This window comes from Streptomyces sp. NPDC007905 (genome assembly GCF_042959345.1).
In the GTDB taxonomy this organism is placed as follows: domain Bacteria; phylum Actinomycetota; class Actinomycetes; order Streptomycetales; family Streptomycetaceae; genus Streptomyces.
On record NZ_JBIBKS010000017.1, the window covers coordinates 1 to 25,679 of the forward strand.

At 71.4% G+C, this 25,679-nt stretch carries 20 protein-coding genes and 1 pseudogene; 4 read left to right on the forward strand and 17 right to left on the reverse strand.

The window, feature by feature from the left end; translation table 11 throughout:
* Nucleotides 1–4,646 (reverse strand): beta-ketoacyl synthase N-terminal-like domain-containing protein (locus ACFZDC_RS27710; RefSeq protein ID WP_391328132.1); only part of this gene is annotated, 4,646 nt, incomplete at its 3' end.
* Nucleotides 4,647–5,080: 434 nt separating this feature from the next.
* Between ACFZDC_RS27710 and ACFZDC_RS27715 the strand changes: the two genes are divergently transcribed.
* Nucleotides 5,081–6,181 carry a cytochrome P450 gene (locus tag ACFZDC_RS27715; RefSeq protein WP_391328134.1) on the forward strand — a complete coding sequence of 367 codons (1,101 nt, stop codon included), beginning with the start codon at nucleotides 5,081–5,083 and terminating at the stop codon, nucleotides 6,179–6,181.
* A gap of 13 nt (nucleotides 6,182–6,194) precedes the next feature.
* A complete protein-coding gene (locus tag ACFZDC_RS27720; RefSeq protein WP_391328136.1) occupies nucleotides 6,195–6,386 on the forward strand; it encodes a 4Fe-4S domain-containing protein in 192 nt (63 codons plus the stop codon).
* Between the two features lie 360 nt (nucleotides 6,387–6,746).
* Here the strand turns inward: ACFZDC_RS27720 and ACFZDC_RS27725 are convergent, their stop codons facing one another.
* From ACFZDC_RS27725 to ACFZDC_RS27735, 3 genes are all read right to left on the reverse strand, one after another.
* Nucleotides 6,747–7,172: a DUF6003 family protein gene (locus tag ACFZDC_RS27725; RefSeq protein WP_391328138.1), complete on the reverse strand. Its 426-nt coding sequence runs from the start codon at nucleotides 7,170–7,172 to the stop codon at nucleotides 6,747–6,749.
* 160 nt (nucleotides 7,173–7,332) lie between these two features.
* Complete coding sequence (locus ACFZDC_RS27730) at nucleotides 7,333–7,518, reverse strand: DJ-1/PfpI family protein (RefSeq protein WP_391328140.1); 186 nt, start codon at nucleotides 7,516–7,518, stop codon at nucleotides 7,333–7,335.
* Nucleotides 7,518–7,739: a hypothetical protein gene (locus ACFZDC_RS27735; protein WP_391328141.1), complete on the reverse strand. Its 222-nt coding sequence runs from the start codon at nucleotides 7,737–7,739 to the stop codon at nucleotides 7,518–7,520. Before ACFZDC_RS27735 ends, ACFZDC_RS27730 begins: the two co-directional genes overlap by 1 nt.
* Before the next feature lie 35 nt (nucleotides 7,740–7,774).
* On the opposite strand from ACFZDC_RS27735, the pseudogene ACFZDC_RS27740 reads away from it, so the two are divergent.
* Together ACFZDC_RS27740 and ACFZDC_RS27745 are read left to right on the forward strand one after the other, a co-directional pair.
* A pseudogene (locus ACFZDC_RS27740) lies at nucleotides 7,775–8,164 on the forward strand (HD domain-containing protein); the annotation flags it as partial.
* Between the two features lie 472 nt (nucleotides 8,165–8,636).
* Nucleotides 8,637–10,589: an SMI1/KNR4 family protein gene (locus ACFZDC_RS27745; protein ID WP_391328142.1), complete on the forward strand. Its 1,953-nt coding sequence runs from the start codon at nucleotides 8,637–8,639 to the stop codon at nucleotides 10,587–10,589.
* 116 nt (nucleotides 10,590–10,705) lie between these two features.
* Here ACFZDC_RS27745 and ACFZDC_RS27750 read toward each other — a convergent pair whose 3' ends face one another.
* The 13 genes from ACFZDC_RS27750 to ACFZDC_RS27810 form a co-directional block, all read right to left on the reverse strand.
* Nucleotides 10,706–11,998, reverse strand: coding sequence for a helix-turn-helix domain-containing protein (locus ACFZDC_RS27750; protein WP_391328144.1), 1,293 nt, complete (start codon nucleotides 11,996–11,998; stop codon nucleotides 10,706–10,708).
* The gene (locus ACFZDC_RS27755; protein ID WP_391328145.1) at nucleotides 11,995–13,410 is read right to left on the reverse strand and encodes an FAD-dependent oxidoreductase; all 1,416 of its coding nucleotides are present in this window, start codon (nucleotides 13,408–13,410) and stop codon (nucleotides 11,995–11,997) included. The genes ACFZDC_RS27750 and ACFZDC_RS27755 overlap by 4 nt, the downstream gene beginning before the upstream one ends.
* Entirely contained in the window at nucleotides 13,403–15,145 is a 1,743-nt protein-coding gene (locus ACFZDC_RS27760) for a DUF3556 domain-containing protein (RefSeq protein ID WP_391328147.1), read from the reverse strand. The genes ACFZDC_RS27755 and ACFZDC_RS27760 overlap by 8 nt, the downstream gene beginning before the upstream one ends.
* 20 nt (nucleotides 15,146–15,165) lie before the next feature.
* A complete protein-coding gene (locus ACFZDC_RS27765) occupies nucleotides 15,166–16,623 on the reverse strand; it encodes an AMP-binding protein (protein WP_391328149.1) in 1,458 nt (485 codons plus the stop codon).
* Between the two features lie 250 nt (nucleotides 16,624–16,873).
* The gene (locus ACFZDC_RS27770) at nucleotides 16,874–18,109 is read right to left on the reverse strand and encodes an acyl-CoA dehydrogenase family protein (protein ID WP_391328151.1); all 1,236 of its coding nucleotides are present in this window, start codon (nucleotides 18,107–18,109) and stop codon (nucleotides 16,874–16,876) included.
* Complete coding sequence (locus ACFZDC_RS27775) at nucleotides 18,106–19,098, reverse strand: 3-hydroxyacyl-CoA dehydrogenase NAD-binding domain-containing protein (RefSeq protein WP_391328484.1); 993 nt, start codon at nucleotides 19,096–19,098, stop codon at nucleotides 18,106–18,108. The genes ACFZDC_RS27770 and ACFZDC_RS27775 overlap by 4 nt, the downstream gene beginning before the upstream one ends.
* The gene (locus ACFZDC_RS27780; RefSeq protein ID WP_391328153.1) at nucleotides 19,095–19,850 is read right to left on the reverse strand and encodes an acetoacetate decarboxylase; all 756 of its coding nucleotides are present in this window, start codon (nucleotides 19,848–19,850) and stop codon (nucleotides 19,095–19,097) included. Before ACFZDC_RS27780 ends, ACFZDC_RS27775 begins: the two co-directional genes overlap by 4 nt.
* A gap of 20 nt (nucleotides 19,851–19,870) precedes the next feature.
* Nucleotides 19,871–20,641, reverse strand: a complete 771-nt coding sequence (locus ACFZDC_RS27785) for a crotonase/enoyl-CoA hydratase family protein (RefSeq protein WP_391328155.1) — start codon at nucleotides 20,639–20,641, stop codon at nucleotides 19,871–19,873.
* Nucleotides 20,642–20,667: 26 nt separating this feature from the next.
* Entirely contained in the window at nucleotides 20,668–21,837 is a 1,170-nt protein-coding gene (locus ACFZDC_RS27790) for a CoA transferase (protein WP_391328156.1), read from the reverse strand.
* 155 nt (nucleotides 21,838–21,992) lie between these two features.
* Nucleotides 21,993–22,898, reverse strand: coding sequence for a LysR family transcriptional regulator (locus tag ACFZDC_RS27795; protein ID WP_391328486.1), 906 nt, complete (start codon nucleotides 22,896–22,898; stop codon nucleotides 21,993–21,995).
* A gap of 274 nt (nucleotides 22,899–23,172) precedes the next feature.
* Nucleotides 23,173–23,832, reverse strand: a complete 660-nt coding sequence (locus ACFZDC_RS27800; protein WP_391328158.1) for a methyltransferase domain-containing protein — start codon at nucleotides 23,830–23,832, stop codon at nucleotides 23,173–23,175.
* Nucleotides 23,829–24,332 carry a hypothetical protein gene (locus tag ACFZDC_RS27805; RefSeq protein ID WP_391328488.1) on the reverse strand — a complete coding sequence of 168 codons (504 nt, stop codon included), beginning with the start codon at nucleotides 24,330–24,332 and terminating at the stop codon, nucleotides 23,829–23,831. Before ACFZDC_RS27805 ends, ACFZDC_RS27800 begins: the two co-directional genes overlap by 4 nt.
* 2 nt (nucleotides 24,333–24,334) lie before the next feature.
* Nucleotides 24,335–25,600: a molybdopterin-dependent oxidoreductase gene (locus ACFZDC_RS27810; RefSeq protein ID WP_391328490.1), complete on the reverse strand. Its 1,266-nt coding sequence runs from the start codon at nucleotides 25,598–25,600 to the stop codon at nucleotides 24,335–24,337.
* Nucleotides 25,601–25,679 lie beyond the last annotated feature (79 nt).

Below are 25,679 nucleotides of genomic sequence, written 5' to 3' on the forward strand. Positions count from 1 at the left end.
AGATCCCCGCCCACGACCGCCGCACGGCGCTCCAGCACCGCACGCGACGTCGCCAGCGACAACGCCACGTCCTCCGGCCGAACCCCGGCACCCCCGCCACCCCCGACGCCCTCGGCGTCCAGGAAGGACAACAACCGGCCCGCCTGCTCCCGCAGCGCCACATCACTCTTCGCCGACACCACCCACGGGACCGGTCCGGCAACGGCCGTCCCGCGGGCGGGCTCTTCGCTCGTCGCGGCCTGCTCGACGACGACGTGGGCGTTGGTACCGCTGATGCCGAAGGAGGACACCGCCGCGCGGCGCGGCCCGTCGGTCACCGGCCACTCCACGGCCTCGGTCAGCAGTCGTACGCCGCTTGCCGACCAGTCCACGTGCGGGGTCGGCTCGTCGACGTGCAGGGTCCGCGGCAGCACACCGTGCCGCATCGCCATGACCATCTTGATCACGCCGGCGACGCCCGCCGCGGCCTGCGTGTGACCGATGTTCGACTTCAGCGAACCCAGCCACAGCGGCCGGTCGCCGTCCCGTCCCCGGCCGTAAGCGGCGATGAGGGCTTCCGCCTCGATCGGGTCGCCGAGCCGCGTGCCCGTACCGTGCGCCTCCACGGCGTCGACGTCCGCGGGCGCGAGTCCGGCGGCTGCCAGCGCCTGGCGGACGACGCGCTGCTGGGAGGGGCCGTTGGGCGCCGTGAGTCCGTTCGACGCGCCGTCCTGGTTGACCGCGCTGCCCCGCACGACGGCCAGCACCTGGTGGCCGTTGCGCCGGGCGTCGCTGAGCCGCTCCACCAGGAGCATGCCGACGCCTTCGGCCCAGCCCGTACCGTCCGCGCCGGCCGCGAACGCCTTGCAGCGGCCGTCCGCCGACAGTCCGCGCTGACGGCTGAACTCCACGAACATGCCAGGCGTGGACATCACGGTGACGCCGCCGGCCAGGGCCATGGTGCACTCGCCGCTCCGCAGCGACTGGACGGCCAGGTGCAGGGCGACCAGGGACGACGAGCAGGCCGTGTCCACCGTGACCGCGGGGCCTTCGAGGCCGAACGAGTAGGCCACGCGGCCCGAGGCGACGCTGGTCGTCGTGCCGGTCAGCAGATGGCCCTCGACGCCGTCGGCCGGCTCGTGCAGCCGGGGGCCGTAGTCCTGTGCCGTCGCGCCGATGAACACGCCCGCCCGGCTCCCGCGCAGCGTGGCCGGGTCGATGCCGGCGCGCTCGAAGGCCTCCCACGCGGTCTCCAGGACCAGCCGCTGCTGCGGGTCGATCGCGGCGGCCTCGCGGGGGCTGATGCCGAAGAAGCCGGCGTCGAACTCGGCCGCCTCGTGCAGGAAGCCGCCGTGCCGCGTCGAGGACTTGCCGGGCGTGCCGGGCTCCGGGTCGTAGAGTGTTTCGACGTCCCAGCCACGGTCCGTCGGGAATCCGGAGATGGCGTCGCCACCGGAGGCGAGCAGCCGCCACAGGTCCTCGGGGGAGCTCACGCCGCCGGGCAGGCGGCAGCTCATGGCCACGATGGCGATGGGCTCGTGGGGGTCGGCCACCATCGCGGGCGCGGCGGCCGCCGCGTCCCCGCCGCCCAGGGACTGGGCGGCGAGGTGGCGGGCGAGCGCGGCAGGGGTCGGGTGGTCGAACAGCAGCCCGCTGGCCAGGCGCAGGCCGGTGGCCTCGCTGAGCTGGTTGCGCAGTTCCACCGAGCTGAGCGAGTCGAAGCCGAGGTCCTTGAACGTCCACTCGGTCTCGACCTGGCGGGCTTCGGCGTGGCCCAGGACGGCGGCGATGTGTGCGCGGACCAGGTCGAGCACGGCCTCGTCGCGTTCGGACTCGGCCAGTTTGGCCAGCCGCCGACCCAGGGCTCCGACAGGCGCGTTGCCAGTCTCGGCGATGGTGTCCGGCTGCGGAGCCGCCGGAGCCCAGCCGGTGGTGGTGACGGGCGACGTGGTGTCGGCGTCCAGCCAGTACCGCTGCCGTTCGAACGCGTAGGTGGGGAGCGCGACCTTGCGGCGTGCGCCTCGCCCGCCGCCGAACAGGGCGTCCCAGTCCGGCTCCACGCCGTGGACATGCAGCGAGGCGACCGCCGCCAGCAGGGCCTGCGCCTCGGGGCGGCGGGCGCGCAGGGCGGGGACGAACAGGGACTCGCTGTCGGTGCCGGCGCGGGCCATGGAGGTGAGCACGCCGCCGGGGCCGAGCTCCAGGTACGTGCGGACGCCCCGCTCGTCGAGGCGGGTGACGCCGTCGGCGAAGCGGACCGCCTCGCGCACGTGGCGGACCCAGTACGCGGCCGTGCACCCTTCGTATCCCGAGGGCTCCTCGGACAGTCGGCCCGTCACGTTGGACACGATCGGGATGCGCGGGGCGTGGAAGGTCAGGCCCTCGGCCACGTTGCGGAACTCCGCCAGCATGGGTTCCATGTGCGGGGAGTGGAAGGCGTGGCTGACCCGCAGCCGGCTGGTCTTGCGGCCCACGGCGGCGAAGGCGTCGGCGATCTCGGTGGCGAGGTCCTCGTCGCCGGAGACGACGACGGAGTCCGGGCCGTTCAGCGCGGCGATGCCCACGCGGTCCGTGCGCTCGCCGATGCGGGCGCGCACCTCGTCCTCCGCGGCCTGGACGGCGATCATGGCGCCGCCGGCGGGCAGCGCCTGCATCAGGCGGCCGCGCGCGGCCACGAGGGCGCAGGCGTCGGCGAGCGAGAGGACGCCGGCCACGTGCGCGGCGGCGAGTTCGCCGATGGAGTGGCCCATGAGCACGCCGGGGGTGATGCCCCAGCTCTCCAGAAGCCGGAACAGGGCGACCTCGACGGCGAACAGCGAGGTCTGCGTGAAGAGGGTCCGGTCGAGTTCGGCCGCTTCCTCGGTGCCTTCAGGGGCGAACATGACCTCGCGCAGCGGCCGCGGCAGCAAGGGGTCGAGGTGTGCGCACACCTCGTCCAGCGCGGAGGCGAACGCCGGGACGGACTTCGCCAGTTCGCGGCCCATGCCGGCCCGCTGGCTGCCCTGGCCCGAGAAGAGGAAGGCGAGCTCGCCGCGCGGGCCCGCGCGGCCCGTGGTCAGTGCGGCGTCGATGCCGCCGGTGGACAGCTCGCGCAGGGCGCGCAGGAAGTCGTCACGGTCCTCGCCCACGACGACGGCCCGGTGTTCGAAGGCGGTGCGGCCGGTGGCCAGCGACCAGCCGACGTCGGGCAGGGCGAGACCGGGGGGCGCCTCGGTGTGGGCGAGCAGTGCGGCGGCCTGGGCGCGCAGCCCGGAGGCGGTCTTGGCGGACAGCGGCCACAAGGTCGGAGCCGCGCCCGCCGTCGCACCCGCACCCGCCTCCACAGCCGCGCCCGACGCCGTCGCCTGGTGTTCCGCCAGCACGATGTGGCAGTTGGTGCCGCCCATGCCGAACGAGCTGACGCCGGCGAGCAGCGGGCGGCCGTCCACGGCGGCCCATTCGCTGTGCTCGGTCTGCACCCTCAGGTTCAGCCGGTCCAGCGGGATCGCCGGGTTCGGCGTCTCGAAGTTGAGGCTGGCGGGCAGTTCACGGTGGTTGAGCGACAGGACCGCCTTCAGCAGGCCGGTGATGCCCGCGGCGCCCTCCAGGTGGCCCACGTTGGTCTTGGCCGAGCCGACCCGCAGAGGGCGGCCGGGCTCACGTCCCGTGCCGAGCACCGCGCCGAGCGCGGCTGCCTCGATGGGGTCCCCGACTTTGGTGCCGGTGCCGTGCAACTCCACGTAGCCGACGTGGGCGGGGTCGGTCCCGGCCCGTTCGTAGGCGAGCCGGAGCACCTGTTCCTGCCCGGACTGCAGGGGCACGGTCAACCCGTCGCCGCCACCGTCGTTGTTGACCGCACTGCCGCGGATCACGCAGTAGACGGGGTCGCCGTCCGCGACGGCCCGGGCAAGAGGTTTGAGGACGACGATGCCGCCGCCCTCGCCGCGGACGTAGCCGTTCGCGCGGGCGTCGAAGGTGAAGCAGCGGCCGTCGGGGGACAGGCCGCCGAACCTGGCGGCGCCCAGGGTGCTCTCGGGGACGATGTTGAGGTTCACGCCTCCCGCGAGGGCGATCGTCGATTCGCCCTTGCGGAGGCTCTCGCAGGCGAGGTGGACCGAGACCAGGGAAGAGGACTGGCCGGAGTCCACGGTCAGGCTGGGGCCGTTCAGACCGAGGAAGTACGAGACCCGGTTGGCGATGATGCTGCGGTGCAGGCCGGTGACGGTGTGCGGGGAGATGGCCGTGAGTCCGGAGCGGTGGTGCAGGGTCGCGTAGTCGTCCCAGATGGCGCCGACGAACACTCCGGTGCGGGTGGAGCGCAGCGTCTCGGCGCGCACGTGCGCGTCCTCCAGCGCTTCCCAGGCCAACTCCAGCACGAGCCGCTGCTGCGGGTCCATGGCGGCGGCCTCCTTGGGGGAGAGCCCGAAGAACCCGGCGTCGAAGTGGCCGATGCTGTCGAGGAATCCGCCCCGGCGGACGTCGGTCCTGCCGGGTGCGGACGGGTCGGCGTCAGCCACCGCGGCCCCGTCCCACCGGTCCGGGGGGACGTCGGTGATCGCGTCCGCGCCCTCGCTGAGCAGCCGCCAGAAGGCGGCCGGGTCGGCGGCCCCCGGCAGTCGGCACGCCAAGCCGATGACAGCTATGCCATCGGTCGAATCCGCCGCGGCCGAACCGGCCCGATTACCCATTCCGTTGAGCTCGGACGCGACCATGTTGCACTCCACCCACCCACACAGAGAATGAAAAGGCACCGCCCCGTGGCGGCCACGGCACACGATCGGCGCGACCGGGCGACAACACGTTGCGGTGTGACCCCAGTTTCGGTCCCACAGCCGCGCTCCGCCGCTGCAGCGGATCGAATTTAGGGGAATCCCCAATGGTCGACATGCACGAGCACTGACAGCCAGGGACATCTCTAAGGAGAACCCTAGGGACACTTGTGGGAGAACTGCAGCTTGTACAGCCTCCCCCCATTCTCCTCTGATGATGAGGTCCCAGGTCTTTCATGGTGCATTTGCCGGCAGCCGGGAATCACTCGGCCCTGCCCTTTCCTACAGCGCGCCCCACAGGTTGTCCTTTCGACCCGCCCGCCCTCCTCACGCAAGCGCGCGAGGAATGCCCGATGACCCCGCTGCGGTACCCCGACGGGCACGTCGGCCACCTGGTCACCGGCCTACAGACCGCGCGGTCCGTGCTGACCGACTCCCGGTTCAGCTCCCTGCCCGCCGGGAAACGCTCCCCGGTGAAGGTGCCCGGCTCCGAGCTGAGCACTGACGCACTGCCCGCGGGCATGTTCGTCAATATGGACCCGCCCGAGCACAGCCGCTACCGGCGCCTGCTGAGCAAACACTTCACCATCCGTCGCGTGCGGGAACTCCGCCCGCGCATCCAGGAGATGACGGATCACCTGCTGGACGGCATGGCGGACAGGGGCGGCCCCGTCGACCTGGTACAGGCCTTCGCCAAGCCCCTGCCCACGCTGGTCACCTCGGAACTGCTCGGGCTGCCGGAGACGGACCGTGCACAGTTCGAGCATCACGTCGACGTTCTCTTCAGCCTCTCCAGCAGCGGAGAGGAGATGCAGCAGTCGATGACGACCCTCGGCGGCATGCTCCACGCCCTGATCGCAGCCGCACGCAAGGACCCGGGCCCGGACATCCTCGGCAGGCTCACCGTCGAGACCGACCTGAACGACGAAGAGCTGCTCGGAATCACGATCGTTCTTCTCATCGCCGGGCTGGAGACCACCACCAACATGCTGGCGCTGGGCACCTACGCCCTGCTGCGCCACCCCGCGCAGCTGTCCGCTCTGCGCGCCGACTGGTCGCTCATGGACGACGCCGTCGAGGAGCTGCTGCGCTACCTCAGCGTGGTGCAGATCGGACCGATCCGCGTTGCCGCCGAGGACTTCGTATTCGAAGGGCAGTCCATCCGCAAGGGCCAGGTCGTCACGGTGTCGCTGCCCGCAGCCAACCGTGACCCGCTGGGCTTCGAAGACCCCGACACCTTCGACATCCGTCGCGGCACGACCCGGCACGTGGCCTTCGGCAGCGGTCCCCACCAGTGCATGGGTCACCACTTGGCCCGCCTGGAACTCGCCATCGGCTACGAGTCGTTGCTGCGCCGCTTTCCCCGGCTGGAGCTCGCCGTTGCGGCCCAGGAGATCGGCACCCGGGAGATGATGGTGACGTACGGCGTCCATGAACTGCCCGTGCGGTGGTGAGAGGACGCCGGTGATGAGGATCGAGATCGACAAGGACCTCTGCTGCGGCGCAGGCACCTGTGTGCTCGCCGCCCCAGCTGTCTTCGACCAGAACGACGACGACGGCACGGTGATCCTGCTCCACGCCACCCCCGGCGCCGAGCAGCGGGCGGCGGTGAAAGCGGCCGTCGAGCGGTGCCCGACAGCGGCCATCAGATTCGTATGACCACGGCGCCCTCGAACGATCCCCTCGACGTCGCCGCAGCAGCCGAGCGCAATACCGAAGCAAGCACCGAACTCCACGGCGTGGCCGACCGGGCCCGCGGACCCACAGAGCGACATGCCCGCTCCGTACTCCGGCCTGACCAACCCACGACCAAGATCCGGTCGGACTTGCCCTACTGGCTCTCACCACTCGCTGCGCGGCGGCCACGCGCCGCCCTGCCGGCCGTCGGCAATGCGTGCCCCGTGCGGCGCTGAACGCTGCCCGCGTCGTCGGGGACGGGCCCGGCCGTGCGGAACCGGTAGCGCTCTCGTCGGCGCGAAAGAGCCCCCACCCCCTTGCCGACTCGGTCGGCGCCGTCGGTCACTGCCGAGCGGCCGCCTCGACCGCGGAAAGACTCTCTCCGGTCAGTTCGGAGACACGGTGCGAGGGTACCCCGGCGGCCAGCGCCCGGGACAGCAACGTGTCACGGCCGTCGGCGCAGTCGCGGTAGGCGAGCAGTTCGTCCTCCAGCGTGGCCACGGACTCGGGTGCCGACTGGTGGCGCAGCCGGCTCAGTTCCTCGTCGGTGAGCGGAACGGGCAGCCGTTCCGCGTGCGGCGGGATCGCCCCTGTCTTCTCGGGTGGCAGCACCCGCAGCCGCGGCGATGTCGCGGTCACGTCGTGAGCGGCGAGCCAGGCGCTGACCGCCGAGGTGTCCATGCACGACAACTCGCCGAGCGCGGTCGGCGGCACGCCCAGGTGCACGGTCGTCTCGTCCACGAGAAACAGGTAGGCGTCATCAGTCATGTTCAGCTCCTCCCAGCCGGCTCCTCGGCCGCTCGCCGTGCCTCTACCCCGTCTCGGCCCGCGTAGCGCAATCGGCCGCACTACCTCGAAAAGCCGTCGGCGTCCTCGCCGAGCACCCTCGGCCTCGACGCCACCGTCACCGCCGCGCCCTCCGAACGTCTCACCGCGTGCCCGAGACACACGTGTGGGTGGTCGCCCGTTTGCCGCCGAGAAGGCCCGTCGCGCCGAGGACGAAGGCACCGGAGCACAGGGAGGCGACCCGGCCGGCTCGGGCTGCCGGATCCCCGGCCGCTTCGGCCAGGTCGCGCGTGACGGGGTTCCTGGGATGGTCGTCTCCGCCCGGCATCAGGAACGTGTCGGGGTCCGGCTGCGTGACGGCGCTGCCGTGACGGCGATCCGCATGCCGATCGAGGAAGCGACGTCGGCGCCCGTCGTCGACACCAGAGAGATCCGGTAGTCGGCTCCGAGCAGATTCGCCTCCCCGAACACCTCGGCCGGGCCGGCGACGTCCAGCAGTTTGACCCCGTCGTGGACGAGCTCCGCCACCCGATGCGTGGCGGAGCTCACAGGCCCATCCTGAGGTGACCGGATTCGAGTGGTTCATGGCCGGACCGGGGCGGCGCCGGGGGCCGCGTGGTCGGCACCGTGGAGTACGGACGCACGGTCCACTCGTCGTACATCGCATCGGAAAGCACGGACATCATGACCGACATCATCGCAGGGTGGAAATACCCGAGACCTCGGCTGTCGCGGAGGCCACGGACTTTCTCCGGGAAAGGACGAATCCCCTGATCTTCCACCACTCCCGGCGGGTATCTCTCTTCGGTTCCCTCCACGCGCGTGAACTCAACCTCCGGCCCGATCCCGAGTTGCTCTACGTCTCGGCGATGTTCCACGACGCGGGCCTTTTGATCGCGTTCTCCGACACGCAGCAGCGTTTCGAGCCGGACGGCGCCGACCACGCGCGCAAGTTCCTGCTCGACCGCGGGTTCTCCCACAGCGCCGCCGAGGTGGTCTGGAGGGCGATCGCCCTGCACACGGCGCCGGGGATTCCCGGCCGGATGGAGCCCGAGGTCGCTGCCACCAACTACGGCACTGCCGTGCCACAGCCATGGCTTGCAGTGCCGGTCCCCCGCCGCGGGCGGCGTCAGGCGCACCGGCGGATGACGGCTCGGCGGAGTCATGCGGACGCTGAACTGCCACCGGCCGCCGGGGCGTGCCTCGGCTCGGGCGACGTCGGCGCCGTGGTGAACAGGTTCGAGCACGCCGGCGCAGTCCGCCGGGCCGGTCGCGTGCGAGAGGAGCCCGGTGGCCGCAGCGAGCGGCGCAGCGCTGACCCAGCTCCGGCGGTCGGGCAGAACAACGCGAAGACAGCCCAGCAGGGCGTCAGTCAGTGGCTGGGCCACGACCGCCGGAAGCCGCCTACGAGTATCAATGTCAGTGGCGGGTGGCAGCATCGGGCACATGACGGACACCACGGCATTCGACTGGCGGTCCTTCCTGCTCAGGTGGAGCGGGGAGTGGGCGGATTCCCTGCCGGACGGCGAGACGCGGGGCGAGGACGACGAGGCCGCGCGACGGGCGCGCTGGCTGGGGTTCCCGCCGGCGTCCGAAGAGCGGATCGCAGCCATGGAGGAACGCCTCGGCCGACGGATGCCCCCGTCGTACCGGGAGTTCCTCAAGGTCAGCGACGGGTGGCGGCACGCCGGCGGGTTCGTGTGGCTGCTGGCGGGGACCAAGGACGCGCGCTGGCACAACAACGAGTCGGAACTCGCGGACATGTTCGAGGAGTACCTGGACGAGGACGCCGGGCCCGAGGAGCGGCGGGAGGCGGACATCTGGCGGCGCGGGCTGCAGCTTGATCTCGAGTCCGACATCACCCACGTCCTGCTGGATCCCGAGGACGTGGACGAGGACGGTGAGTGGGCCGTGTACACGTGGGCGAGCTGGCGGGCCGCTCCACCCGAGCGGCACGCGAACTTCCTTGAGTTCATGCGGGACATGTACCGGGAGTTCCACAGCCTGAAGGCGCATCGGAGTGACGGGGAGCCGGTGTTCGCCAATGACACGACGCGAGAGCTGGACGCCCGGGTGGAGGAGGCCCGGCTGGAGGCGCTGCGCGGTGGCTGGGAACCGGCCGGGAAGGCGCTGGACGAGGCCAAGGAATACGGTCGGCCGCGGGCCGCCGGGCTGGGAGACCAGATACGCCGCCTGCTCGGACAGACCTACATGGTGTACTTCGACGGACTGGCGACGGACCCGCAGTACGCTCCCGAACTGCTGCCACCGCTGGTCGCCGAGCACGCGGCGCACTCGTACCGGGACGACTCCACGCTGACCTTCCATCTGCGGGGCGCCGACGACGACCTGGTGTCCCTGGCCTACGAGACGCTGGAGCAGGTACGCAACGGCACTTACCGGTACACGGCGGCCGGACCGTTCGGGGAAGCGGTTGAGCGGGCGCGGGAGCTGGCGCGATGGGGAGACACCGACGGGGCGTGGCGGACGCTGGTGAACGCTCTGCCGCTGTGGGAGCCGCTGGGACCGGACCACCTGGCGCCGGTGGGGTGGGTGGCCGACCCGGTGCTCGGGCCGCTGCTGACCCCGGAGCGGGGTCGCGAGCTGCTGTCCACGCCCAGGGGCGGGCAGGCGGGTGAGGGACCGACGCCGACGGCCGGGCTCGACCTGGGCAACATGGCGTGGCTCGCCGACCCGGACCCGGGCACCAACCGCACGTCCTACCGGTTTGTCCTGGTGGAGGGGGTGGAGCCGGAGGAGGTGCCCGGACGTCTCGCGGACCGGGACGGCACCGTGCTGCACGAACCCATGACCTTCTGGGAGGCGCGCCGCCTGGTCCTGCACCACCAGCGGGAGTTCTCGTCCTACGACGACAGGGCCCTCATGGCGGTCGGCCGGGCCGGCACCCGTTGGAGCTTCGCTTTCGACGGCGACCCTGCGCCGTTCCACCGGCAGCGGTTCGTCTCCCCCGCCGCGGCCGCCAGCGCGGGCACCCGCGCGGTGGTGGTGTGGAGCGGCCTGAGGACAGGGCACGGAGACCCGTTCTTCCACCTTTCGGTGGCGCGAGACGGTGCCGAGCAGTACGCATTCACGTACGCCGACGGAGAGATCCACAAGAGCGGGGAGATACCGCGGGCGCTGGATCCGAGCCGGTTCTTCGGCGACCTGAGGGACGGTGCCGAGGCGGAACGGTCGCTGCTGGAAGCCGTGACCGGGGAGTTCGGTGCCCATCTGCCGCGTCACGCCATCGTGAACGGGCGCCTGCACACGTTCACCACCCGCTCCTGGACAAGGCCACCCAAGGAGGGAGAGACGTACGCGGTGATCCGCGTGCGCCTGGGAGCCCCCCGCCCGGCGGGCGGCGAGCGGGCGGAGGAGGACGGGCTGGGAAGCGTCTAGAGACCGGTTGGGCCGCGCACCTTCTCAGGCCGATTCGCTTCCCGCTCACACCGATCGGCCCGCGCCGGATGAGGGAGGTGGCGGGTGCGTGGCCGTCGGCCGGGTGTCCGGGTGGATCACCGTGGTCGCGGCCCGTGCCCGTCGTCTCCACTTGCGCGCAGGACCTTGGATCCGTGCCAGCGGCAGATGGTGAGCGCGAAGTGGAGGTCGAAGGCGTCGGCGTCGAGGTCGAGGTGGTAGTGGTCGACGGCGCGCTGGACGCGGTAGTGGACGGTGTTGCGGTGCACCATCAGCTGGTCCGCGGTGGCGGCGTAGCTGCGATGGGTGGCGAGGAAGACGCGGAGCGTCTCGCGCAGGAGTTCGCGGCGGCGGTCGTCCACGGCGAGGTCGCCGAGGGTGTCGAAGACGAAGTCGGCCAGTTCGCGGGGCTCGTCGGCGAGGAGAGCCACGGGGGCGACGCGGGTGAAGGCCACCACTTGGGGGGTGCCGGCCCCCGCGGAGAGGGCGAGGGCCTTGGCGCGGGCGGCGGCTCGGGTGCTGCGGCGGAAGCCGTCGAGGCCCGGGCGGACGGTACCGAGAGCGACTCGTACCGGTAGCGCGGCCTCGGCCAGTTCGGCGGCGACGGCGTCGGGGTCCACCGGGCAGCCAGGCCTGACGGCGAGCCAGATCCGGGCGCCCGCCTCGTCCGTGAGGACCGTCAGGGGGCGGCCCTGTGCGTGCAGGACGGAGTACAGCAGCGAGGTCAGCCGGTCGAAGACGGCTGCGGGGTCGGAGGTCGCCGTCGTGCCGTGGAGCCAGCCCTCGACGGCCAGGTGGCTGCCGGACAACCGGTAGTCGAGGGCGGCCTCGGCCTGCCGCAGATCGACCCTGGGGTTGTCGAGGAGCTGGTTGACCCAGTACTGGCGCAGTACGCCTCGGCTGCCCACCCAGCGTTCGCGTTCCTCCTCGTAGACACGGCCGATCTGGTCGCAGACCCGGTCCAGAAAGGCCGAGGTGAGGCTGACGAGGGTGATGACGGTGCCGGCCGGGTCCGGCAGCCCCAGTCGGACCGCCTCGGCGAGGACCAGGTCCAGACTCTGCGCGTGGCCGAGCCGGTAGGCGCGCAGCAGGGCCGAGAGCGGAACGTCGCGCTGGGCGAGCCTGCGGGCGTAGGAGACGGCCGAGGCCGGCGCGTCCACGGTCTGCGGATCGATGCGGTTGATGATGACGTGCAGGGCGGTGACGATGTTCTCGGTGATGCTGGCTTCCAGGAGCCTGTGCAGCGGTTCGTCGTGCTCGAGTTGGGCGATCTCCGCCTCGGTGGTGGCGACCAGCCTGGCGATGACGTCGTCCCGGTTGGCCTGTATCACCTGGGCCGCGAGGACGACCGGATCCGGTGCCTCGTCCGGCCGCTGCACAGGACCGCTCACCGGTCCAGGTACCGCAGTGCGGAGCGGGCGGCGTTCGCACCGCACATGCCGTGCACCCCCGCGCCGGGCGGAGTGGCCGCCGAGCACAGGTACACGCCGGGGATGCCGGTGCTGTAGGGGTCGAGGGACATCCGGGGGCGCAGCGCGACCTGCCGTGCGGTGTTGGCACCGGCGACGATGTCGCCACCGACGAAGTTCGCGTTGTACCGGGCCAGTTCGGTGGCCGAGCGCGCCGAGAGCCCCACGATCCGCTCCCGGACCCCCGGCGCGAACCGCTCCAGCTGGCGCAGCACCGCCTCGGTGGCGTCACCGGGGTAGCCGTGCGGGACGTGGGCGTACGCCCAGACGGGGTGGATGTCGCCGCGGGAGCGGCCGGGGTCGGCGAGGTACTGCTGGCCGACCAGAACGAACGGGTGCTCGGGCAGCCGCCCGGCGGCGGTCTGCGCCTCCGCACGGACGACCTCCTCCAGGGTGCCGCCCAGGTGCACGGTGCCGGCGCGGCGGCATGCGTCATGGGTCCACGGGATGCCGTCCTGGACGGCGAGGTCGACCTTGAACGCCGCCGGGCCGTGCCGCCAGCCGCGGTAGGCCCGGCGCACCCGGACGGGCAGCCGGTCGCCGCAGATGCGTGCCGCGGCTGAGGGCGCGGTGTCGAGCATGACGATCCGGGCGGGTGCGAGTTCGGCCAGGGAGTCCACCCGCACCCCCGTCTCGATGGTGCCGCCGAGCTGGGTGAGCAGTGCGGCCAGCGCGTCGGTGATGGTCCGCGACCCGCCGCGGGCGACGGGCCAGCCGAAGCGGTGGGCGGCGCCGACGAGCATCAGCCCGACCGCGGAACTGGCCGGCCCGGTCAGCGGATACATCAGATGCGCCGCCGCCCCCGCGAAAAGCGCCCTGGCTTCCTCGGTGCGCCAGCGCCGGGCCACCGCCGTGGCGGGCTGGAGCGCTCTGAGCCCGAACCTGGCCAGCGCCAGTGGGTGGGCGGGCAGATGCGGCACCGGGCGCAGCACGTCCTCGGTGAGCGCGTCGAAGTCGTCGGCCAGCGGCCCGAACAGCCGTTCCCAGGCCGGGCCGTCCGCGCCGAGTCCGCGCGCGGTCCGCTCCACGGACCGGACCAGCACCCCGGCCCGCCCGCCGTCCAGCGGGTGGGCCAGGTCGACCTCGGGCCACGCCCAGTCCACGCCGTACCGCTCCAGGCCGAGGGTCCGCAGGAACGGCGAGCCGACGCCCAGCGGGTGGACCGCGGAGCAGTGGTCGTGCAGCAGTCCGGGGAGGGTCAGTTCGCCGCTCCGGGTGCCGCCGCCGATCTCGTCGGCGGCCTCCAGGACGGTCACCTTCAGCCCCCGCTGGGACAGGGCGACGGCGGCGGCCAGCCCGTTCGGGCCGGCCCCCACCACGATCGCGTCACTCATGTGCGGCCGCCACCTCGGTCGCCGGTCGCGGGCGCGCGAAGGGCTCGACGGGAATCGCAGGCGTGTCGTCGTCGAGCCAGGGCTGCCGGACCACCATCTCCGGTACGTTCACATAGCCCTCCTCGATCAGGCCGCTCGCCGCGTCCACGATGCGGTAGTGCTGGCGCTGCCGGTGCGTCGGCTGGGACTCGAGCAGGACGACGCGAAGGTCGCCCGGCGCGAAGCCGCATCGCTGCTGTACGGCGGCCACCAGCTGCTCGTTGTGCAGATGGCCGTCGCCGAAGTTCCAGCCGAGGACGACTCCCGCCACCATCTCGCCCTCGCGCACATCGTAGGACTCCACGTCGTCCACGGCCCGCGGCAGCAGCCCGATCAGCGCACGGCCGTGGCTGTGCATCGCGCGCCAGGCCAGTCCCTGGTGCAGCATCAGCTCGGCAACCTCGGCGCCGTACAGGCGGGTGAGCTGGTCGACCGGCAGACCGGAGGCCTTGACGATGTGCTCGTTGAGCCGGTTTTCGGTGCCCTTGCGGAAACACCACAGGCTGGTGGGCCAGTTGCCGGCGTAGTAGCGCATCGAGGGGAGGAACGACACCAGGTCGGGGCGGATGTGCCCGATCAGCGGGACCACCACCAGGCCCAGCACCAGCACCGCGGCCAGCAGCGGCGAGTGCAGGGTGAAGGCGCCGACCGCCGCGTCATGGCCGAAGAGGACGAGTGCCGAGTAGATGAAGAAGACGTTCCACTCCAGCGGCACGCCCATCGGGAAGGTGGACAGGATGTGCAGATGGAAGACGACCATCACGGCCAGGGCGATCGCGGTGACGGTCCCGCCGTGCGAGAGCACCAGGACCAGCGGCACCACGTACTCGATGACCGTGCCACCGTGCGCGGCCGCGGCGGCGAGAGCGGACGGCCGGAGATCGTCGGGGTGGTGCCGGTACAGCCGGCGCTTGAACCAGGCCGGGCGCAGCGGGCTGTTGCTGATCATCACCGCCACCACGAACGGGAAGTGGCGGTTGAGCTTGGAGGAGGCGGCGCCCCACCACAGCGCGAGCATGACCAGTTTCAGTGCGGGGGCCAGGTCGCTCACCGGGAAGAGGAACACCAGCAGCGTCAGCCCGTAGTGCTCCGCGCGGGCGGCGAGGAAGACGGTCTTGTCGCGGAGCCCGAGCAGCGCGAGCGGCGCGGCGAGGACGGCGACGCGCCAGGGAGCCAACACGCCGGACGCGCCCGGGTCGCCCGGCGAGCACAGCAGCCACACCGCCGCCCCCAGCAGTGCCGCGTACAGGGCGACGTCGGCCACCGTGCGCCGGGTTCCCGCGGTGAACGGGATCCGCCCGGGCCACGGTGGCAGTCGTACGGTGCCGGGGCGCAGCCAGTGCAGGAAGGCGCCCACCGGCGGCAGGAAGTGTGAGCTGAGCGGGCCCGAGCCGCAGCCGAGGCCCAGCACCTCCCACAGCAGTGTCCAGATGACGAGTTTCTGATAGACGACCGGCTCGGCCCACCAGGCACCGAAATCCGCGATGGTGCCGGCTCCGGGAGTCGCGGAGACGACCGCGATGCCGCCGAGTCCGTACGCCGTGATCTTCACCAGGTACAGCAGGTGCACGATGCCGGGGGTGCCGAAGCCGTTCGTGGCCCAGTGCTCGGCCAGCGGCCTGATCCGCTGCAGGTACGGACGGGTGCGCCACTGCTGTGTGTCGACGTCCGCCGTGTTCGGTGCGAGGAATCCCATGACTGCTCTCCCGCCTCTGTTCAGCCGGCCACGGTGACGGCGGTGGTCCTGGCCCGCAGCGCGGGCTTGTCCGTCTTGCCGACGGCGTTCCTGGGCAGCCGGTCGACCAAGCTGATCTCGGTGGGCACCTTGAACTTGGCCAGACGGGCCCGGCAGTGGTCGAGCAGTTCGCCGGCGTCGGCGGCCGCGCCCGGGCGCAGAGCCACGAAGGCCACCGGCACTTCGCCGAGCCGCGGGTCGGTGGCGCCGACCACGGCCGCTTCGAGCACGGCGGGGTGGTCGCCGAGGACGGTCTCGACCTCCTTGGGGTAGATGTTCTCGCCACCTCGGATGATCATGTCCTTGATGCGGTCGACCAGCACCAGATAGCCGTCCTCGTCGAAGCGGCCGATGTCGCCCGTGTGCAGCCAGCCGTCGACCAGGGTGCGGGCGGTCTCCTCGGGGCGGCCCAGGTAGCCGCGCATCACGTTGGGGCCGCGCACCACCACCTCACCGGTCGCCCCCGCCGGCAGGATCCGGCCCTGCGGATCCATCACGGTGACCTGCTGGCCGGGGAGCGGCCGTCCGACCGTGCCGGGCTTGCGGGGGCCGTCCAGCGGGTTGGTGGTGGAGGCGCAGGTGCCCTCGGAGAGGCCGTAGCCCTCCAGGACGGGGATGCCGTAGCGGCGCTCGAACCGCTCGATGAGCGCGGGCGGCATCGGGGCCGCCCCGCAGGCGGCGAACCGCACCGAGGAGGTGTCGGGCCGTACGTGTTCAGGCAGTTCGGCCAGCATCGAATAGATCGCCGGGACCGCGGAGAAGCAGGTCGGACGCACCGCGGCGACCAGGTCGAAGAAGGTCTCGGCCCGGAACCGCCCGGCCACCGTGACCCGTCCGCCGGCCAGTAGCGGGGACAGTACGCCGACCACGATTCCGTTGACGTGGAAGAGCGGCAGGATCAGCAGGCTGTGGTCGGCATCGGAGAGCCGGGCGGTCTCGATCATCATCCCCGCCATGGCGGCGAGGTTGGCGTGGTCGAGCATCACGCCCTTCGGGCGCCCGGTGCTGCCGCTGGTGTAGATCAGCAGGGCGAGCGCCTCCGCGTCGGTCTCCGGTGCGGCGGTGTCTTCGTGCGCTGCGCCCAGTTCGGCGACCGTGACCCTCCTGGCGAGAGGCGACGGCTCCGCGGTGACGACCACGGTGGCACCCGCGTCGTCGAGCTGGTGGCGCACCTCGCCTTCGGTGAGCGCCGGATTGACCGGGGTGACCGCCGCGCCGAGCCGCCAGGCGGCGAAGAGTGCGACGACGAAGTCCGCCGTGTTGGGCAGCAGCAGTGCCACCACCTCCCCGCGACCCACCCCACGCGCCCGCAGGGCCGCCGCGGCTCGGCGGACCCGGCGGGCGAACGCCGCGTTGTCCATGGCTGACGCCTCGTCGGCTGTGCAGGGACCGCCCGCGTCCCGCAGGGCCCGCAGATCCGGCAGTTCCGCGATGTGCATGTCGGCTCCTCGTAGTACGTCGACGGACGCCGGGCGGACGGGGTGCCCGTCCCGACGCGACAGGGATGTCCGGTACATGAGGAGAGACGGTACGAATCGGCGGGGCTCGCGGCCCATGGGCGCGGACGACGACGCTCGCGGCGCGACTTGTGCGCGGCGCACGAAACCGGTCCGGCACGCCCGCACTGGTCCGCGCCGGCCCCGAGGCACGCTTCACTCGGGGCCGGCGCGGGGTCGTGGGGAGTCCGGGTCAGACGAAGGCGCTCTCGCCGGTGACCGCCTTGCCGACGATGAGGGTGTTCATCTCGCGGGTGCCTTCGAACGAGTAGATCGCCTCGGCGTCGGCGAAGAACCGGGCGATGTCGTAGTCGAGCACGATGCCGTTGCCGCCGAAGATCTCCCGGCACCACGCCACCACCTCACGCATCCGCGAGGTGACGTACGCCTTCGCGAGGGAGGAGTGCTCGTCGCGGAAGACGCCGGCGTCCTGCAGCCGGGCGAGCTGGACCAGCATGCCCCAGCAGGCGGTGATGTTGCCGAGGCTCTTGACCAGCAGGTCCTGCACCATCTGGAACCGTGCGATCGGGCGGCCGAACTGCCTGCGTTCCCTGGCGTAGTGGAGCGCCAGTTCGTAGGCGCCGATCATCACGCCGAGGGCCTGCCAGGCGACCCCGCTGCGGGTGGCGCGGAGGATCTCCGCCACGTCGCGGAAGGAGTCGATCCGCTGCAGGCGGTTGGCCTCGGGCACCTTGACATCGGTCAGGGTGATCTCGGCGTTCTCCACGATCCGGAACGCGATCTTGTTCTCGATCTTCACCGGGGAGAAGCCCGGGGTGCCCTTCTCCACCACGAAGCCCTTGACCTTGTCGTCCGCCTTGTCGCGGGCCCAGACCACCACCAGGTCGGCGAAGGTCGCGTTGCCGATCCACCGTTTGGCGCCGTTGAGCACCCAGTTCTCGCCGTCCCAGCGGGCCGTGGTGCGCATACCTCCCGCCACGTCGGAGCCGCCGAGCGGCTCGGTCATCGCGAAGGCGCCGACGGTCTCCAGCGCGGCCATCGAGGGCAGCCAGCGGTCCCGCTGTTCCTGGTCGCCACCGCGGTAGATGCTGTACATCGCCAGGCCGCTGTGCACACCGAAGAAGGTGGCGCTGGAGGCGTCGGTGCGGGTGTACTCCATCGAGAGCATGCCGACCAGCAGGTTGCTTCCGGCCGGCAGGGGGTCGCCGTACCCCTCGTAGGGGACGCCGGCGAGTCCCAGCTCGCGGAACCTGTCGATGAGTTCGCGGGGGAACTCCCCCTTGGCCCAGTACTCGTTGACCAGCGGCTTGACCTCGGTGCGCATGAACGACCGGGCGCGCAGCAGCAGTTCGCGCTCGTGCGGCGGAAGCAGCGACTCGAAGTCGTAGAAGTCGGCGGTCGGCGGCTCGTCGGCGGAAGCCTTTTCGGATGCCTTGTCGGATGCCTTCTCGGGCAGCAGGGCGGTCATGACCGGGTCTCCTTCTCCATGCCGGCGGCGCTGTCCCGGGCGGACAGCACGGCGATCTGCTTGGCGTCGCGTTCCTGACTGAGGTCGGCGTAGGAGCGGGAGCCGTAGGCGTCCTCGACGGCCGCGACGAGCCGTTCGGTCTGTTCGGGGCTCTGCTCCGGGCGGCCGAGCGAGTCCCACATCCTCTGCATCGACACACCGATGTGCTCGGCCATGTGCCGGTAGCCGCCGGGGCCGCCGCCGAGATGCGCGCCCAGGAACGGCCCCACCGTCGCCCAGCGCAGGCCGAGCGAGTTCACCATCACGGTGTCCAGCTCCGCCGGGCCGACCACGCCCTGCTCGACCAGGTATATCGCCTCCCGGCTGAGGGCGTTCTGCAGACGGTTGCCGACGAAGCCGGGGATCTCCTTGCGTTCCACGACCGGGACCCGGCCGACGAAGCGGTAGAAGTCCACGGCCCGCGCCACGCTCTCCTGCGAGGTGCGCTCCCCCGGCACCACCTCCACCAGCGGCACCAGGTGCGGCGGGTTGAAGGGGTGGCCGATCAGGATCCGGTCGGCCTGCTCGATGGTGTCGGTGAACGCCGTGGCGGGGATCGCCGAGGACGAGCTGAGCAGCAGCGCGTGTGCGGGGGCCGCGCCGACCAGGGTGGTGAACAACTCCCGCTTGAAGTCGGCGTTCTCCGGCCCGTTCTCCTGGACGATGTCGGCGTCGCGCACCGCGTCGGCGAGACCGTCGGCGATGTGCACCCGCCCGGCGAGGCCGTGCGTGTCCAGGCCCTGCGCGGCCAGCTGCCCGGCCGCCCGGTCGAGCGCCTCCGCGACCGCCTCGGCCAGGTCCGGTCGCGGGTCGGTGACGCGTACCCGCATGCCGTGGCCGGCGAAGAGTGCGGCCCAGGACAGGCCGATGGTCCCGGCGCCGACCACCGCGGCGGTGGTGAATGGCTTGGTCATCACATGTCTTCCTTCTGCGTCCGTGGCCGTGTTCAGCGCACGGGGCGGGCGGGGTGGGCCAGGTAGTCGTGGACGGGCTTGACCGGTGCCAGGGTCAGGTCGGTCAGGATGTGGCTGGCGGAGACGATCTCGCGTACCGGCAGATCGGCCAGCGGTGCCAGCACGTGCGCGAAGAGCTGCAGCCGGGCGGGGCCGGTCCAGGCGCCCTTCACCGTGATGTCGGTGATCTCGGTGCGCACCAACTGCGCGACCTGGGGTGCCCCGTCGAAACCGGGGACCAGCTTCAGCATGTAGGTCGGCACACCGACCTGGGCCACGGCCTCCTCGACCGACAGCTCGTAGTGCTTGTAGCCCATCGTGGCGGTCGCCACCCGCAGTGTGCCGACGTCGAGGACACCGACCAGTGCTCCGTGGTCGACGTAAAGGGCCGGCGATCCGGCGGTCTTGGGATAGGCGCTGGCCTCGCGGCCGGATGTGATGGCCGGAAGGTTGTCCAGGTACATCGCGTGCAGGTACTCGCCCCGCTCGCCCTCGTAGCGGACCGGGATCGCCTGGCCGGACTCGGTGTACGGCCCGTACCCGCTGACGTCGCCCATGCGCATGATCTCGAAGCGCACCAGCGGCTCGTCGATCTCCAGCGGTTCGGGCACGACGGCGCGCAGTGCCGCGTGGTCGGTGCGGTAGACGATGTTGAGGTACTCGCGGTCGGTGAAGCGCGGCACGACCGGTGGGTAGGCCGGGTTGGCGAGCGGCGACGCGATGTGCCGGGGTACGTCGTGCTGATGCATCGTGTGTTCTCCCTCGGGTCCTACCGGCCCTGCCAGACCGGGGAGCGGCGCTCGGTGAAGGCGGTCATGCCCTCGCGTACGTCGGCGGAGGCGGCGAGCCGGGCCATCTGCCGCCCCTGGAGGGCGAACGCCTCGTCCTCGGGCGCGCCGTCGGCGGCGCGGGCGAGTTCCTTGACGGCGGCCAGTGCCAGCGGGGCGTTCTGCGCGATCCGCTCGGCCAGTTGCAGGGCGGTGGTGACGCTCTCCCCGGCCGGCACCACTCGGTTGGCGATGCCGAGCCGCCCGGCCCGTTCGCCGGTGACCGGTTCGCCGGTCAGCAGCATTTCCATCGCGAGGTGGTACGGGATGCGCTTGGGCAGCCGGATCACTCCGCCGCCCGCCGCGATCAGCCCGCGGCCGACCTCGGGGAGGCCGAACCGGGCATCGTCCGCGGCGACGATCAGATCGCATCCCAGGGCCAGTTCGAAGCCGCCTCCCATGGCCCAGCCCTCGACGGCGGCGATCAGCGGCTTGGTGGTGCGGGCCTGGGTCAGGCCGCCGAAGCCGCGCCCCGGGATCTCGGGCGATTCACCGGCCAGCGCGGCCTTGAGGTCCATTCCGGCGCTGAACGTGCCGCCTGCGCCGGTGAGCACGCCGACCCGCAGGCCGGGGTCGGCCTCCAGCTGGTCCAGGGCCGTGGACAGTCCGGCGGCGACGGCCGCGTTGACCGCGTTGCGCGCCTTCGGCCGGTCGATGGTGATGAGCAGTGAGGAACCGATGGTCTCGGTCCGCACCTCGGTGGTGCTGTGCATGGTGTACGTCCTTGCTTGACGGCGGGTCAGCGGCCGGCGCCGAGTTCCTGGAAGACCTCTTCGGTGTGCTGCCCGGGCAGTGGGGCGAGCCGGCGGACGGAACCCGGAGTGGCGGAGAACCGCACCGGGATGCCGACCGAGCGGATGGCCCCCTCGCTGGGGTGGTCCACCACGTCGAGCAGCCGGCCGCTGCGCACGTACGGGTCCTCGGCGGCCCGGTCGAGTTCGAGTACGGGCGCCATCGGGATGCTGTGCGCGGCGCAGACCCGCTCCCACTCCTCGGTGGTGAGGCTCGGCGAGCACTCCCCCACCAGCTCCATCAGGGCATCGACGTCGTCATCGGCGATGGAATCGCCGTTGACACGCCGGTCCGCGGCAAGATCGGCGCGGTCGGCGGCGTGGAAGAAGTCCCGGAAGTTCTGCGGGTTGTAGGGGATGACGCAGGCGAGACCGTCCTTGGTGGGTACCGCGCGGTGCCCCCTCTTCATCGACAGCGGGAACCCGGTGGGCCCCTCCGGCGGTTCGAAGACATGGCCCGCCAGGTGCTCGACGAGGTTGAACGCGATGAGCGTGTCGGTCATCGGGATCTCGACGTACTGGCCGACGCCGGTGCGGGCACGGTGGATCAGCGCGGCGAGCACCGAGTAGACGATGGTCAGCGCGCAGACCTTGTCGCCGATGATCGTCGGCAGGTACGCCGGGGTGCCCAGCGCCCGGTTGGCCACGTCCACCAGGCCGGAGGCGGCCTGCACGGTCTCGTCGTAGGCCGCGTTGCCGGCCCGGTCGGAGTCGCTGCGGAATCCCTGGGCGTGGGCGTAGACCAGGCCGGGGTTGCGGGCGGCGATGTCGGCGTGGCCGAGGCCGAGGCGAGCGAGTCCGCCGGCGCGCATGTTGGTGACCAGTACGTCGGCGCTGTCGATCAGTTCCAGGGCCCGTGCGCGGTCGGCGTCGTCCTTGAGGTTCAAGGTCACGCTGCGCTTGTTGCGGTTGACGTTGAGGTTGAGCGGGGTCATGCCGGGCGTGGTGCGGTACGGGCCCACCCGAACCGTGTCGGACGGGGACTCGATCTTGATGACGTCGGCGCCCAGGTCGCCCAGGATCTGCGCCGCGTAGGGCCCCATCACCACCGTTGACAGATCGATCACCCGCACGCCGTCCAGCGGACCTGTGGTGCCGGCGGCCGTGATGTCCATCATCACTCCTGTTCACGCAGTAATTTCATGGCGAATATTTCCACCGCCGACGTTATGCGTGAGCAGACCGAAAGGGAATGATCAACTGGCGAACAAGGGTATGACCACAGCGGTCACGCCGAGTTCGGGATTTTACTGAAAGGGTCTCCGGAAATCCGTCAGACGGTGATGACCTCGTTGAATATCCGGCGGGCCCGGGCGGCGACGTCATTCAGGTCCCCGTCGGCGCCCGCCCGATCGGAGCGGACCAACAGGCCGGTTTTCAGGGTGGGTTGGAAGTCCTCGACGGGCAGCACGGCCACGTTGTCCAACCGGTACAGATGCATGGGGCTCTCCGGCGAGAGCATGGTCATCGAAAAGGCGATACCGGAGGAGATCAGTTCCGAGCTTCCGGAATAGTCGGCGATATTGATGCGGATTCTCTTCTTCACGCCGAGCGAATGAAGACGGGCATCGATTTCCTCGAAATAGGCCGGGGTGGCGTCGTTCGGCGTGGCCACATATGACAGGTCGGCCAGCTCCTCAAGGGTGACGGACGCCCGCCCCTCGAACCGGTCCGCCGGCACCGCGGCACCCAGCACCTCGTGCATCACCTCGATGATCTCCAACGCCGGGTCGGAGACCGGCAGCCGGGCCAGCGCCATGGCCAGCCTGCCGTCGCGCACCGCGTCCGCGAGGTCCGCCGACGTGCCGGGCCAGCGCTTGAGTTCGCACACCTCCCGGCACGCGTCCTCCAGCAGCCGGACCCGCTCCCGCAGCAGCGGGTGCACACCGGCGGGCATCCCGATGAACAGCCGGTCCAGCCGCGGGCGCACCGCTTCGCTCAGCCGCCACGGTATCGAGTTGACCCGCTCCAGGACATCGCGCGCCATCGGCAGCAGCGCGGCGCCCGCCGGGGTCAGATCGACGCGGTGGGTGGTGCGCTCGAAGAGCTCATGACCGAGTTCGCGTTCGAGGTCCTTGATCCGCTGACTGAGCGGAGAAGCCGCCATGTGCAGTCTGCGCGCCGCCTGCGAGAAGTTGAGTTCCTCGGCCACGGCGACGAAGTAGCGCAGATGCAGCATGTCCACGCGGGTCACCCTATCCACGGCGGGAGCCCCCGGCCGCAGGAGCGCGGGTGACGGCGGTCGCTGTCGCGCGGCGAGGGCGTCCTGCCGGGCAAGGTGGTCGTCAAGCGCCCCCTTCGCGCACCTCCGACCGCCGGCCACCTCGCCGCCTGCGCCGGTCTCGCCCGGCGACACACGGCTCGGGCTCATCCATCCGCGGCCAACAGCCCTCCAGGAGAGGAAACAAGCAGGTCAAACCTCGGAGACTTCACGTCATCCCACAGCAGGTCGGTCACCCCGCCATGGTGAGGGCGGCGAAGCACCGGTGCCCGCTCGTCCACTGGTCGGTGACGCCGAGGGCAAGGTCCTCGGCGACCCGGTGGAGCGCTCGTCGTCCCACCCGCGCCCAGGGAAAGGGTGGACCGCTGCGGCCCTGGAGGTCCTCGAACCGGGCGGTGCAGAGCTCTTCGACGTCGTGGGGGTCGACTTCGACGACCATGCGCCCCGCCGGGGCGATGAGCCCGCGACAGCGGTGCAGCAGGCCGCGGGGGTCGCCTCCGATACCGATGTTGCCGTCGATGAGCAGAACCGTCTGCCATCCTCTCTCGGCCGGCAGCCGGTCGAAGACCGACCGGCAGAGTGCGAGGCCGCCCCGGGCGGTGGTCAGGGCGACCGCGCGAGGCGCGATGTCGACCCCGAGGGCGAAGACCCCCCGGCTCAGGAGTTCTCTGCACAACCGGCCGGGCCCGCAGCCGACATCGAGGACGGGGCCGACGCAGCGGTCCAGCACGGTCCGGTCGGCCACCGTGGGCTGCGCATGCCAGCGGTGCACCGGCATCCGGATCCGGCGCCCGTCGACCAGCCGCAGATACACCGGTTCACGGCCGGGTCGCAGGGCCAGCGCGTAGGGATCGTCGGCGGCGCTGTACAGCTCGTCTTCGTCGGTCGTCACGGTGTGGCGCCATGACCTGGGGCGGGCGGGCTCCCGTCGCCGCGGTCGACCCGCCGCGTGCCGCGAAGTCTGAGCGCGAAGGCCACCGCGGAGGCAGCGAAGAGCACGCCGGTGATCACCAGCCATCGGCCGAGGTAGACGTTGTCGGACAGCCCGGTGTCACCGGGGTAGGGGACCGCAAGACGGAAGACGAGGGGGAACCAGACCAGCAGGAGCACACCCGACAGGAAGGCGGGGACGCGCAGGTAGTTGATCCACGGCACCGTCGGTGCGTCGGCGGCGCGATGCCGCAGCACGGAAAGAGCCGACAGGTCGGCAAGCGAGTACAGGGGCAGCAGGATCAGGTCGTGGAGGATGGCCGCACCGATGAACCAGACCGCCACCTCCGGCGGCCGGACGGCGAACAGGCGCACCATGGCGTAGCCGGTGAGGGCGAACGAGGCGAGCAGGGCGAGAAGGTGCAGGGGGCCGGAGCCGTACCAGCGAACGAATCGTGCCATGGTCACGCCCTGAAGGTGAGTCGGTGGACCCACTTGGTGTTGTTCACGCCCGGGTTGGCCGGGACGATGATGCGCGCCGGGTATCCGTGGTCGAGTGAGAGGTCCGTGCCGTTGACGCGGAGGGCGAGCAGCGCTCGGGGGTCGTGGATCTGATTGCCCCGCAGCACCACCCTGGTGAAGGGGCCGGGAGGTTGGGTGGACTGGACCAGAACGCTTCGGGCGTGGGGCAGTCCGGCCATGGTGGCGAGGTCGGCCAGCCGTAGGCCGCTCCAGTGCTGGTCGTCGGTGGACCATCCCTCCACGCAGGCGATCGGCAGTGCGGCGGCGTGCTGTGGCATCGCCAGGAGCTGCTCGCGGGTGAGGACCAGTGGCGCCCCGCGTCCGTGCACCTCCAGCCGCCAGTCGGGGCCGACGAGCGCGGGGGTGACGCCGACGGCCGCCGCCGTCTTGTTGATCTGGAAGGCGTTCGGGCCACTGCCCGGATCGCGGTTGTGCGGTGCGAGGAGCGCGGTGCCTCGCAGCCAACCGCCGATGCTCTGCCCGGCGGTCACCACGAGGAGGAGCAGCGAGCCCGCTCCCACCATGCCCACCGCGCCGCGGCGGGTCATCGTCGGCGGGGCGGGCGCAGCGGCCACCAGGCCGTCCGGGTCGGGTGGTTCGGGCACGGTGTGGGCGAGGTCGGTGCGCAGTTCGGTGCCCAGGCTGCGAGAGCGCAGGGCCCGTGTCATGCGGCCGAGTCTGAGGCACACGTGGACGACGAAGGCGGCGATGAACACCCAGGCGCCGTAGAAGTGCAGGCGGTAGAACGAGCCCGGGAAGACGTAGTAGAGCTGGATGTTGAAGATGCCGGTGACGAATTCGAAGATGACCCCGCCGACCAGCATCAGCAAGGACAACCGCTCCAACCCGTGGGCGACGGAGCGCACCGGCAGCCACTCGAAGAGCTTAGGGATCACCGACCACAACTTGGCCAGCAGTACCGGAACCAGGACCACACCCGACGTCACGTGCACGCCCTGGTTCAGCCGGTACAGCCAGGACGGGTGCGTGGGCCAGCTGAACAGGTAGAAGCCCAGCACACCCTTGTCGGGTGTCTCGTCGTTGAGGGGGCTCAGCCCGGGGTTGTACGAGGCGTAGGACAGCAGTCCGGTGACGAACAGCAGCGGAATGCCGATCAGCAACACGGAACCGAACACCGAGGTCAGCCAGGGGCCGCGGATCGGACTACGCCAGAATCCGGGCCGGAACGGACCCGGGGGCGGGGGCATCCGCCCGATGCGCTGCGCCGCCGCACGGGTCCGAGCACCGCCCGCCGCCGCGGCAGCGGCCACGGCACCGCGCACGCGC

Bases quoted from the DNA above. Each gene is read 5' to 3' on its own strand.
- ACFZDC_RS27720 (WP_391328136.1), top strand. From the start codon at position 6,195: ATGAGGATCGAGATCGACAAGGACCTCTGCTGCGGCGCAGGCACCTGT.
- ACFZDC_RS27730 (WP_391328140.1), bottom strand. From the start codon at position 7,518: ATGCCGGGCGGAGACGACCATCCCAGGAACCCCGTCACGCGCGACCTG.
- ACFZDC_RS27785 (WP_391328155.1), bottom strand. From the start codon at position 20,641: ATGCACAGCACCACCGAGGTGCGGACCGAGACCATCGGTTCCTCACTG.
- ACFZDC_RS27780 (WP_391328153.1), bottom strand. From the start codon at position 19,850: ATGCATCAGCACGACGTACCCCGGCACATCGCGTCGCCGCTCGCCAAC.
- ACFZDC_RS27755 (WP_391328145.1), bottom strand. From the start codon at position 13,410: ATGAGTGACGCGATCGTGGTGGGGGCCGGCCCGAACGGGCTGGCCGCC.
- ACFZDC_RS27770 (WP_391328151.1), bottom strand. From the start codon at position 18,109: ATGACCGCCCTGCTGCCCGAGAAGGCATCCGACAAGGCATCCGAAAAG.
- ACFZDC_RS27765 (WP_391328149.1), bottom strand. From the start codon at position 16,623: ATGCACATCGCGGAACTGCCGGATCTGCGGGCCCTGCGGGACGCGGGC.
- ACFZDC_RS27810 (WP_391328490.1), bottom strand. From the start codon at position 25,600: ATGCCCCCGCCCCCGGGTCCGTTCCGGCCCGGATTCTGGCGTAGTCCG.
- ACFZDC_RS27725 (WP_391328138.1), bottom strand. From the start codon at position 7,172: ATGACTGATGACGCCTACCTGTTTCTCGTGGACGAGACGACCGTGCAC.
- ACFZDC_RS27805 (WP_391328488.1), bottom strand. From the start codon at position 24,332: ATGGCACGATTCGTTCGCTGGTACGGCTCCGGCCCCCTGCACCTTCTC.
- ACFZDC_RS27795 (WP_391328486.1), bottom strand. From the start codon at position 22,898: ATGCTGCATCTGCGCTACTTCGTCGCCGTGGCCGAGGAACTCAACTTC.
- ACFZDC_RS27790 (WP_391328156.1), bottom strand. From the start codon at position 21,837: ATGATGGACATCACGGCCGCCGGCACCACAGGTCCGCTGGACGGCGTG.
- ACFZDC_RS27745 (WP_391328142.1), top strand. From the start codon at position 8,637: ATGACGGACACCACGGCATTCGACTGGCGGTCCTTCCTGCTCAGGTGG.
- ACFZDC_RS27715 (WP_391328134.1), top strand. From the start codon at position 5,081: ATGACCCCGCTGCGGTACCCCGACGGGCACGTCGGCCACCTGGTCACC.
- ACFZDC_RS27760 (WP_391328147.1), bottom strand. From the start codon at position 15,145: ATGGGATTCCTCGCACCGAACACGGCGGACGTCGACACACAGCAGTGG.